Annotated in this window: 13 protein-coding genes; 5 read left to right on the forward strand and 8 right to left on the reverse strand. The window is 54.6% G+C overall.

What is annotated here, in order from left to right; genetic code table 11:
- Positions 1 to 47: 47 nt before the first annotated feature.
- From OR1_RS10700 to OR1_RS10725, 6 genes are all read right to left on the reverse strand, one after another.
- Positions 48 to 1634 (reverse strand): acetyl-CoA hydrolase/transferase C-terminal domain-containing protein, encoded by a 1587-nt coding sequence (locus OR1_RS10700; protein ID WP_041971832.1) that lies wholly within the window; start codon positions 1632 to 1634, stop codon positions 48 to 50.
- Between the two features lie 180 nt (positions 1635 to 1814).
- The gene (locus tag OR1_RS10705; protein WP_041971833.1) at positions 1815 to 2552 is read right to left on the reverse strand and encodes a 4'-phosphopantetheinyl transferase superfamily protein; all 738 of its coding nucleotides are present in this window, start codon (positions 2550 to 2552) and stop codon (positions 1815 to 1817) included.
- On the reverse strand, positions 2549 to 3487 hold the full coding sequence (locus tag OR1_RS10710) for a hypothetical protein (protein ID WP_052440385.1): 939 nt from the start codon (positions 3485 to 3487) through the stop codon (positions 2549 to 2551). The genes OR1_RS10705 and OR1_RS10710 overlap by 4 nt, the downstream gene beginning before the upstream one ends.
- A gap of 83 nt (positions 3488 to 3570) precedes the next feature.
- Positions 3571 to 4638, reverse strand: a complete 1068-nt coding sequence (locus OR1_RS10715) for a diguanylate cyclase (protein WP_041971834.1) — start codon at positions 4636 to 4638, stop codon at positions 3571 to 3573.
- Entirely contained in the window at positions 4632 to 5258 is a 627-nt protein-coding gene (locus tag OR1_RS10720; RefSeq protein WP_041971836.1) for a hypothetical protein, read from the reverse strand. The genes OR1_RS10715 and OR1_RS10720 overlap by 7 nt, the downstream gene beginning before the upstream one ends.
- 106 nt (positions 5259 to 5364) lie before the next feature.
- A complete protein-coding gene (locus OR1_RS10725; protein ID WP_052440384.1) occupies positions 5365 to 6021 on the reverse strand; it encodes an OmpH family outer membrane protein in 657 nt (218 codons plus the stop codon).
- A gap of 185 nt (positions 6022 to 6206) precedes the next feature.
- On the opposite strand from OR1_RS10725, the gene OR1_RS10730 reads away from it, so the two are divergent.
- The gene (locus tag OR1_RS10730; RefSeq protein WP_041971837.1) at positions 6207 to 7415 is read left to right on the forward strand and encodes a class I SAM-dependent rRNA methyltransferase; all 1209 of its coding nucleotides are present in this window, start codon (positions 6207 to 6209) and stop codon (positions 7413 to 7415) included.
- A 51-nt stretch (positions 7416 to 7466) separates the two neighbouring features.
- On the opposite strand, the gene OR1_RS10735 is transcribed toward OR1_RS10730, so the two are convergent.
- Positions 7467 to 7667: a cold-shock protein gene (locus OR1_RS10735; protein ID WP_041971838.1), complete on the reverse strand. Its 201-nt coding sequence runs from the start codon at positions 7665 to 7667 to the stop codon at positions 7467 to 7469.
- A 176-nt stretch (positions 7668 to 7843) separates the two neighbouring features.
- Positions 7844 to 8905 carry a hypothetical protein gene (locus tag OR1_RS10740; RefSeq protein WP_152609867.1) on the reverse strand — a complete coding sequence of 354 codons (1062 nt, stop codon included), beginning with the start codon at positions 8903 to 8905 and terminating at the stop codon, positions 7844 to 7846.
- 293 nt (positions 8906 to 9198) lie between these two features.
- On the opposite strand from OR1_RS10740, the gene OR1_RS10745 reads away from it, so the two are divergent.
- The 4 genes from OR1_RS10745 to OR1_RS10760 all read left to right on the forward strand — a co-directional run.
- A complete protein-coding gene (locus OR1_RS10745; RefSeq protein ID WP_041971841.1) occupies positions 9199 to 9522 on the forward strand; it encodes a peptide chain release factor-like protein in 324 nt (107 codons plus the stop codon).
- A gap of 8 nt (positions 9523 to 9530) precedes the next feature.
- Complete coding sequence (locus OR1_RS10750; RefSeq protein WP_041971842.1) at positions 9531 to 10043, forward strand: hypothetical protein; 513 nt, start codon at positions 9531 to 9533, stop codon at positions 10041 to 10043.
- Positions 10022 to 10351 (forward strand): RNA-binding protein, encoded by a 330-nt coding sequence (locus tag OR1_RS10755; protein WP_041971843.1) that lies wholly within the window; start codon positions 10022 to 10024, stop codon positions 10349 to 10351. Before OR1_RS10750 ends, OR1_RS10755 begins: the two co-directional genes overlap by 22 nt.
- Before the next feature lie 39 nt (positions 10352 to 10390).
- The coding region (locus OR1_RS10760; RefSeq protein ID WP_041971844.1) for a hypothetical protein at positions 10391 to 10622 on the forward strand (232 nt) is incomplete at its 3' end.

Raw genomic sequence — 10622 nt, forward strand, 5'->3', positions numbered from 1 at the left:
CCGCCGGTTTCCCGGCGGGGCTTTGGTACTGCAGGAGCAAGAAACGACTATTCGCAGAGGTCGAGCTTGACGTCCCAGTTCTTGACCTTCATGGTGCCGTTCTGTGCCAGGTTGAGGTGCATCTTGAAGGCGCGATCCCACAGCTGCGGCTCGTGGCCGATACCTTTGGCCAGGGTGTCCTTAAGGGCCATATTGTAGTAATCGGTAAGGATCGGCTTGTAGTCCGGATGGGCGCACTTCTCGATGATCTTCAGGGCGCGGTCGCGCGGGCAAAGACCACGGAGGTCGGCAAGACCCTGCTCGGTGACTACGCAATCCAGGTCGTGCTCGGTGTGGTCGATGTGCGAGCAATGCGGCACCACGCAGGAGATACCGTTCGGATCGGTCTTGCTCGGCCGGCTCGACGGGGTGTGCATGATCTTCAGGTAGCCGTTGCGGAGGAAGTCGCCGGAACCGCCGAGGCCGTTGATCATACGAGTACCGCCAACCAGGGTGGAGTTAGCGTGGGCGTACATGTCGATCTCGACCGGGGTGTTCATGGCGATGCACCCGAGACGACGGATCGGCTCAGGGGCGTTGGAGATGGAGAGCGGACGGAGGGTGATCTTGTCGAAATACTTTTCCCAGTTCTCGAAGAAACGCGGGAAGCCCGGGGTCTCGGAGAGGGACAGCGAGCAGGAGGAGGCGCAGAGCAGGTTGCCGCCGTCGAAGAAGTCGAGCATGGTGTCCTGCAGAACTTCGGTGTAGACCGACAGGTTGCGGAACGGACCTTTGGCCAGGCCGCCGATGACGGCGTTGGCGATGGAGCCGACGCCCGACTGCAGCGGGAGCAGGTTCTCGGGGAGACGGCCCATTTTGATTTCGTGGGAGAAGAACTCCATGATGTGACCGGCGATCGCATCCGAGGTTTCATCCTGCTCGGCGAAGGCGCGCCCCTTGTCGCGGAGTTTCGACTCGACGATGGCGACGATCTTGTCCGGGTCGCAAGGTACATACGGGGTGCCGATACGGCTGTCAGCGGCGGTGATCAGGAACGGCGCCCTGTGGGGCGGCTTCTGCTGCATATGGATGTCGTGCATCCCTTCGAAGGAGGGCTGTCCGGTGTTAACCTCGATGATGATCTTGTCGCAGAGGGCAATCGCCTCGGCAACGATGCCGCAGGAGGTGGTCAGGGCCAGACCGCAGTCTTCGGTGATGGCCGAGACTTCGATGATGCCGATGTCGTAGCGGCCGTTGCCGGTGTAGAAGCCGTAAGAGATGTCCTGGGCGAAGTGACCGAGGTGCTTGTCGCCCATCCGGATGCGGCCGGCGTTGATCCCGGCAGCGATGTTCTTGCCGGTCTGGTACGGCCAGCGGCGGTCGATCATGTCAAGAGTTGCCCAGCGGTCTTCGGTCTCGGCACCAACAGAGGCGCCGATGAACAGGTTGAACTTCATCTTGCCCTGCAGGTTGTTGGCCTCAACATGGTTGGCCAGGGCGATGGGTACCACCTTGGGGTAGCCTGCCGGGGTGAAGCCGGACCACATGAGATCCTGCCCGGCCTGAAAGAACTTGATGGTGTCTTCAGGCTTCATGACCTTGCTGAGCAGCGACTTGCGACGAACGCGACTTTCAAGTGTACCGAATTCAGACATCTTCTACCTCCTGTTTTGATGTTGTGTTTACAGCCAAGATCCAAAAGATCTTTGCTAATGCTGTTGGGCTATTCCCGATACCGATACTACGCTATTCTGTATACAGGAAAAAGTAGAACCGGATTCTACTCAAGTGACTGTTTATAGTCAAGATAAAAAACGGCTAAGGTAGGGGGTTTTTCATGGGGTTTGGTCATCGGATTGCCACTGCCGGAAGACGATACGGGGGGCGATCCATTGCGTAGCGGCTGCTGCCCGATAACCGGCAGGCACCTTGATCTCGATGATGCTCCAGCGTTCGGTTTCTGCGGGGTCCAGGCGCTGACCGACAAGGGCGGGAGTGGCCTCCGGTTTCAGCGTGACGTCAAAGGCATTCAGAGGCGTGGCAAGGCCGGTACCGATCGCCTTCAGATAGGCCTCTTTACGCGTCCAGCAGGCATAGAACCCAGCGAGAACCGACTCTTCGTCAAGGTCATGCAGATCATCAATCTCACGGCAGGAAAAAAACCGCTCGGCAAGTTTCATAAAAGACCTGCCATAGCGGGCAGTCTCGATATCGACCCCGATCGGGTATTTGCGGTTTATGGCCAGAAGTGCCAGATTGGAACTGTGAGAGAGGTTGAAATGAATCCCGCTGGAATCGGCATTCCTGAGTTCGGGCTTGCCGTGCGGGCCATAATCGAAATCGAGTTCTTCCGGAGAGATGGGCAGATAACTGCTGAGAATTTTCCGCAGCAGTCCGCGGGCCACGATAAAATGATTCCTCGGTTTCAATATGCGGATACGTTCGGCACGTCGGCGCTCCTCCACGGAAAGAAGGCCCAGAAGAGCAGGAATGCCGTCTGCTGCCACGTCCAGGCTTATGAGCCAGAGATGAATCTCACCCAGTTCCAGCGGTCGCGGCAGTATATTATTCATTGTGCCGACGCGGGGGGAGCAGGTGATGGTGATACTTCCATAATCCGCCCTTCCTCGGCCTGGCGCCATTTCAGAAAGGCAAGGAGTTCGGAATAGGTTTCGAGGCTTTTGATCAGGGGGATCTCCTTGCGCACGGAATCGTCATAGCCTTTGAGCCTGGCGTTAAAGCCAACTGCCTTGCCTTTCAACCCCGAGACGCTCTCAGCAAGAAAGCTCTTCTCCTTTTTATCCGCGTCCCTCTTCACGAGCGACTTGGCCCTGGCCCAGTATTCATCGCTGCTCAACATGTAATGGTTCAGGCTTTCCAGAAATGACAATGCAGAAGCGGACAATTCAGAGGTGGTGGCCAGTTTTGTCTGCAGATCGGTAATGTCCCGGAGCAACTGCTCGTCGGCAAAGCGGGCCAGGTCATAGATATCCTTTTCTTTGGCCGGGTCGAGGGCGTCCATCCGGTCGGCAAACTGCTGGGAACTGGCAAGAAACACGGTAATCGATTTGGAGGCTGCGCTCAGGGACAGGGTAAAATGCGAGACAAACTTGGTAAACATTCCGGCCTGTCCGGCATAAGGTATCGGCAGAGCCTTGGCAAAACCGGCTGCCATGGAACCGGCCTCGATATACTTTGAATACCCGGCAACGCTGCCGGACATCCAGGTCACATAACCCTGGAACTCGTTCATTGCCAGACGCTGGCTTTTTACCTCGGCAGCGATCTCGCGCATACGTGAAATCATGCGCGAGTTGAGTTCGCCTGCGGTCAAGGCCGGCATCTGCAACCGGGTCACCTGCTCTTTGAGGGCTGCATTCTCCTGCACAAGCGACAAAGTCGCCTCGTCCTTCTGTTTCAGCAGTTCGGCACACTGTTCTTCGGCGTGGGCGCCCGGAACGGCGGCTATTAAGGCACAGGCAATAATTAAGGCTGGTATTCGCAACATGAAAAGACCCTGACCGGAAAATGTGGAATCAATGAAGGGGTTTATATCCGAAGAGCGCGGAAAAGGCAAGTTGCCGGCGCGGATCAAACCTGGCGCTGCGGCCATGTTGCCGCATAGGGGCTTTCCCAGTATACCCGGTTCTTGCCCTGATGCTTGGCCTTGTAAAGGCAGGCGTCGGCGTGAGAGAGGAGAGTGTCGGTGGATGCGGCGTCGTAGGGATAACCGGCAACCCCGAGGCTGATGGTAACGGACAGTTCACTTTGGCCCAATAGAGGGGTAATCTCCTTGAAAACCTTTTCCCGGAGGCTCTCCGCCACCAGAAATGCCCCTTCCAGCCTGGTTTCGGGGAGTATGACGGTAAACTCCTCTCCCCCATACCGGAACGAAAGATCCGAGGCCCGGAGAGAAGCAGACAGGATCTTCCCGAGGTTGGCCAGAACCTGGTCCCCCTTTGGGTGCCCATAGGTATCGTTGAGTTTTTTGAAATTATCCACATCTATCATGATCAGGGAGAGCGGTTTTGAATACCGACGGGCGCGAATCATTTCGTGCGGGAATACCTGCATGAAATACCGGTTATTGTACAACCCGGTCAGGGCATCAGTCAGGGCCATGAGCTTGGTTCGGCTGTGCAGGCTGGCGTTGTCGATGGCCATTGCGGCAAAAGAGGCCAGCAAGGAAAGATGGTTAAGTTGCCGGTCTTCCAGATGCCGGGAGGTGAAATCATACAGATACAGGATTCCGACCGGCCGGTTATGAACGGCGAGGGGCAAGCAGACCATTGCCCTGACACCTTCTGCGGAAAGCTCTTTGACCTGCTGCTCTTCCGCCCCCATATCCGGTGCGTAGCGTATGGAATAATCTTCCATTGCCGCCCGGGTAAGGGCATCACCCCGGCCGCAAACCGGCCACCGATTCACCTGGACGAATTCAGGTGAGAGCCCGGAGTGGACATGAAGCACCATCTCGTCTGACGATTCTTCATATACGGCAAGCATACCGGACGGCATCCCCATGAAATTCAGGGCGCTTTCAAGTATCCGGTCGAGAACCTGGTCAAGCTCCAAGGTGGAAACAACTGTTCGTGCGACACCGATGAGTTCGGTCAGATCCTGGATGTGGGCTTCAAGTTTTTTCTGCTTTTCTACCATCGATCGGCACTCTGAGAGCGGTCCTGGTCGGGCATATCCGGGGACAGATCAGGGAGCAGCGAAAGGGCATCCGCCACCTGGTCACCAGATATCAGCATATGCATTGCCTTTCGCCCCCGCTCGGAAACCGTCTCGTTCCCTGAGAATGCATAGGTCTCGGCAGTAATAAAGGCAGCCGCGCGCGGATACCTCTTCCTGAGTTCCATCAGACGGGCCGGAGGCAGGCCTCGCTGGCGATATTCGAGCATCAGGCTGGCAGACTTCTGACACGCCGCGTAAGTATCTTCGGCATCGCGCAGTTCGATAAGCCCTGGCAGGTGCTGCCAGAACATGGGGATCATGGAAGATTCGCTGGGGAGATTCCTCTGTTCCGCCTGTTTCAGAGCGGCCTGCCAGGCCTCCTCTGCCTCCTTGATTATGACATGGTTACTGAGGCCGATGTTCAGATATCGCCCTGGATCGCAACCCATCATCTTCAGATGTTTGGCGGCAAGCGCAGAAAGCGGGGTCAGCTCTTCAAGGGCAACGTAGACACTGTTAGTTCCCTTGACAATGCATGCCTTTCGCTCGTCGATATCGGCCAGTATCTTATAGTCATTTTTTTTGAAGATCGTCTTCATGATGTAATGTATACATCGGCCGGGGCAACAGGTTAATTAAGGACTTTTTCAGCCGTTGGGACAACGGCCTGATCCGGCATGAATAACCGTATCCCGGCAGAAACTGCTACTTTTTCTTTTCATCCATCAGTTTTATCACCTCTGAGGTAATATCTTTCTGCTCGTAGTTTGACCCGACATAAAAGAGGTCTTTCTTAAGAGTGACCAGGGCAAAACCGTGTTCCTTGGCGTAGGCCTCGCAGGCGGCCATGGTCTCCATGGTTATTGTCCGGGTCAGCTCCTCCTGAAGCGGCAGCAGCTCTTTCTCGGCATTATTGACAGTCTTTTTGAACTCATCCACCTTCTTCTCGTATTCCTTGATCTTGGCTCCCCTCTGCTCAGGAGCAAGAGTGGGCAATTTTGCCTGAAGTGCTGACTTTTGTTTTTCAAGCTGCTTCTGCTTTGCATTCAGTTGTGCCTGCAGCTTGGTGCTCTTGTCCTTGAAACGACCCTTCAGTTGCTTCCCGAGCGTCGATTCTTCGGTAATCCTCATGATGTCTATCAAGCCGACCTTCCCGGTTGGTATGGAAAAAACAGAGGTCTGGATATTGCCATTTCCTGCTGCCGCAGGGGCAAGAGGTTGCGGCGATTGAACCGGCGGCGGCGCTTCAGCCTTAACTGGCACGGCGGGTTGGTTCTCTGCAGCCATGGAAAAAGAGATTGCGCTGAGAAACGTTACAACGAGGACCATGGAACTTAGGGTCAGGTTTCGGCTTTTGTTCATTATTTCCCCCTGCGTGGCGTCATGCCTGTCGCTGAAATAGATACAGTCCGAACAGAATAGCGCGATTCCCACCCTGCGGCAAACAAAGATTCCAGCGAGTGATGAAACTTGACTGAAAAGGCAAATAAGAGGAATATCCGTTGTGCAATTCCTGACGCATGCATCTGATTCGATAAAAGGTGATCATGAAACAGCCACTCTCTCGCACCATAAGTCCTGAAACGGCAAGAATGCTGGAACTCGGTCATCCATGGGTCGTTGCCGACGGATTCACCAAGCGCTGGCAAGGGGGAGCGACCGGAGACCTGATCGAACTCGTGGACGGATCCGGGCGCTTTCTGGCAACGGCGCTGCTTGACCCCGCCGAGCGGGTTGTGGCGCGGGTACTGGCAAAAGAACGGATCAGGCTGGACAGGAGCTGGTTAAAGGCCCGGTTGGAGGCTGCAGCAAGACTGCGCAAAGATCACGCAGATCTTGCCGACTCTGATGCGTACCGGCTGGTGAATGCAGAAGGGGATGGATTACCGGGGCTGACTGTCGACCGGTACGGTGAGTTCCTGATGGTTCAGCTCTTCAGTTCTGCCTGGAAGCCCCATCTTGGACCGTTGGTCCAGGCAATTCAGGACGTTTTTTCGCCGCAGGGGGTCTACGAAAAGTCCCGACCCGTGAAGACCAGAGAACTTGAGGCAGTGAGTGAAGGCAGGGTGCACGGCAGCCTGATTGCCGGGGTTCACGCGCCGGAGCAACTGCTTGTCCGGGAGAACGGGCTGAACTTCCTCGTAAGGCTGAGGTCAGGGCTCAATACCGGCCTGTTTATCGACCAAAGAAAGAACCGCCGTGAAATAATGCCCCGGGTTAAAGGGAAGCGTGTCCTGAACCTGTTTTCATATACCGGGGCATTTTCAGTCGCGGCAGCGGCTTCCGGGGCATCGCTGGTAACCAGTGTCGATGCGTCTTCCGGATATATGGAGTGGGCACGGGAGAATTTCGGAGCAAACCGGCTGAATCCGAAAAAACACCGGTTCATTGTCGGCGATTGTTTTTCGGTGCTGCAGGATCTGGCAAAAAAAGAGGACCGGTACGACATGATTATTATGGATCCGCCGTCGTTCTCCACTACGGGCAAAAGCATGTTTACCACCAGGAAGGGGACCTCCGACCTGGTCGCCGCGGCTCTGGCAATTCTGCCTGACGGAGGGATGCTCGTCACATCATCGAACCACCAGAAGGTTGATATTGCCGAATACCTGAAAGAGCTGCGCCGCGGCGCGCTTCAGGCAAAGAGCGAACTTCGGGTCATCTCGCTTGCTGGCCAGCCCGAGGACTTCCCTTACCCGGTGACGTTCCCCGAAGGGCGGTACCTGAAATTCGCCATATGTGTCAAAACCGGATAAAAAAAAGCCCCGGATCGCTCCGGGGCTTTTTGTATGGGTCGAAACTAGTTGTTAAACCCTGGTTACGTTTGCTGCCTGAAGGCCTTTCGGGCCTTTCACAACGTCAAACGTTACGCGGTCGCCTTCGGCAAGAGATTTGAAGCCCTCACCAGTAATAGCCGAAAAGTGCACGAATACGTCTTCGCCGCTCTCCTGCTCAAGAAAACCGAACCCCTTGCTGTCATTGAACCACTTTACTGTTCCATTTACCATTGTCTTACTTTCTCCTGATGCTGCCTTGTTAAATTGATCCGGGGTGTTCCACGGAAGTTTTGTAAACGTAGCAGTTTTATCCCAACAAAGTCAAACGAATAAATCATGCGAAAAATATTTTTTTAATTGCTGCATCAGGCCAGGCTTTTTTCAAGCACCAAGGGGAAATCCGGCTCTCATTTGCCTTTTGCAGAACCTCGGAAAACAACCTCAAGACGGAAAGTAACGGCATAATTTGAGACAAACGCGCCGGAAGAACCCCTAGGCCAGAAAATCTCCGGTTCCAGCTCGTAATAAAGCCAGTTGACCAAAATGTTCCGGCGATAACAGGTAAAAACCCGATAATTGGCCAACACCGGACTTGCGGCAGAATTACCATAGATGCCTCCCCCCACGGTGACAGCGCTTTTGGGAGAAAGTTCCCGCAATAACGAGAGTTCGGTGCCCCACTCCAGTCCGGGGATCTTCTCGGATACAGTTCCTGAGTTGGCCCAGCGCAGAAGGAACTCCCACGGCAGCAGCCGCTCCAGGCCAATTTCGCTCGTCTCCCCGAACCCGGAGCTGTTGTTCACGAAAAGAGTCTCTGCAAACCGCACAAGAGAGAGGTCGTCAAGGGGATGAGTATACTGGAAACGACTCCGAACAAACAGTTCAAATGGAATGGCAATACGAAAGCCGCCGCCGAGGAACATATTCATCGATGAGGTCTTGAACAAGCCGATCCGCAGTTCCGTATTGACAATACGGGTAGACGGCGTCAAGGTCCGGTCATATCCGGGGCTGCCCGGATCCTGAGGGATGTTCGGTGACAGGGGTTGCGGTTCATCCTCGCCGGCAATCACCAGTCGCAAACGATCGCTGATCCTGGAAAGACCGAGGCTGGCCCTGAGGTTGGTGCCGTAGTTGATGTGACCGGAATTGTCCAGTCGCAGAGAATTTCGCCAGCGCAGATGATATTCGGTCTTTCGGTCGGATTCTGCCTCGATCTTGCCGAAAAATTTATCGAAGCGGATCACCTGTTCGAGAATGTCCCGCTCGATTTGATCATGGGTCTCCTCGACAGTCTGGGCAATGGTCTTTTCCTGGCTGCTCTCAGGGGTTGTCTGCGCCGGTGGAAGGGGGGCTGCAGGCGCTTCAGCGGCAAGAGACCCGATGGCCCGGAAGATCCACAACCACATAAACCAGGCGATTGCAAAACTATTTATCCGGCGCAATTTGTATAACCGACTGAGGCTCATTAACGTCCCTCTGATCAAGACAGTCCGGGTGGAATAGATACCGGGCAATTTCTATATCATTTTTTTAAATGATACCATGTAACGAGCGCGTCCGCCGCAACGGCAAAAATCGGGCAACAGCATGGACTTTGGCAGACATTGCCGATATTCCGGCTAGCATCCGGCATTTCCGGAAATCGAGAATGAGATTATCAGGCAGAGACCGTTATTAAACAGGTTATCTCTTGACAGCACAAACAGTTGCAGAGTAGCTTTGCGTTTAAAACAGGGTTAGCTTCAGAGAGAAACAAGGGATGGCGGTCGAAATAAAGGAATCAGAGATTCGCGTGGAGTTTTACCGGGGGTCCGGCCCAGGCGGACAGCACCGGAACACTACCGACTCAGCGGTACGGATCAGGCATCTCCCGACCGGCATAGTCGCACAGGCATCGGAAAGCCGGTCGCAGGCGCAAAATCGAGAGATGGCCCTTGAACGGTTGCGGACGGCACTTGAAAAACGCGACCGGGTAATTAAGAAGCGGATAGCGACCAAGGTTCCAAGGCGTGCCAAGGAAAAACGGCTCTCCGAAAAAAAGATCCTTTCCGAGAGAAAAAAGTTGCGCTCATCTCTGGACTAGGCTTTACCATGATTTCAAATTCCAGCATCAGAATCACCTGGATTAAGCCGGAGATTGAAGAAGAGCAGTGGGAATTTTCCCGCCATCCCGCAAAACAGGAGTATTATCAGCGCCACGCCATTGACTGGCCGGAGATAGTCTCCGCGAGCAACCAGGGGGAGTTGATCCCGTACCCCCGTTCCGGCGAGCTTGGCACTATCAAGGTCTCGCTTTCGTACCACAACTACGAAGATTACTCCAGGTATCTGGCAAAGGCGAAGCGGGGATACCGGTTAAGCTATGCAAAAATGGAGAATGACCTCCAGCGCAATGGGGAGTTGACCCTGAAAGCCCCCATAATCCTGGCATTGGCTGATGACGGCTTGCTGTTCTCTGGTTACAGGAGACTTTGCCTGGCATGGAACTACGGGATGGTCCCATATATATGGCTGGTTACTCTCAACGCAGCTGACCGTCGAAAGACAACCGCAGTTAACGCTGAATGCGAAAAGGAAATCCCATGGGAAAGCAGCTCTATGTAACGAACATCTCTTTTCAGGCAACGGAAGAAGATATCTGGAAACACTTTTCCGTAGCTGGCAAGGTCAAGCATATCAAGCTCCTGACCGATCCCGTCACCGGCAAGTTCAAAGGGTGCGGATTCGTGGAGATGGCGACCTTGCAGGATGCTAAAGAAGCGATCGACACGCTGGATGACTGCCTGGTGATCGATCGGCAGATAAAGGTGGAAGAAGCCAGGCCGCCAAAACCGCGGGAAACCCAGTACAGTAGCGCAGATCGTCGAAAACCGGCACCGGGAAAACGCCCTTCGGGAAGAGGGCGAAAATAGATAACTGATGATAATTTTTTACTGAAAAAGGAGTCGCACATGGGCATCTACACTCACAAGGCGCTGGATCTCCTGGAGAAACACTCGCTGGATGCGGCAATAGCCGAGAAGTTTCTGGGCTGGAAGCTAGACGACGATCCGGAAAAATCCGGATGCAAGAGGTGGTTCGACGAAAACGGCAAACCGACCAAATACGGCACCGGATGCGGCATGAGACTCTTCCACCCGAGCGAAGACATGAACATAGCCTTTCCGGAGATCATTGAACGGC

It is taken from the genome of Geobacter sp. OR-1 (genome assembly GCF_000813145.1).
Classification (GTDB): Bacteria; Desulfobacterota; Desulfuromonadia; order Geobacterales; family DSM-12255; genus Geoanaerobacter.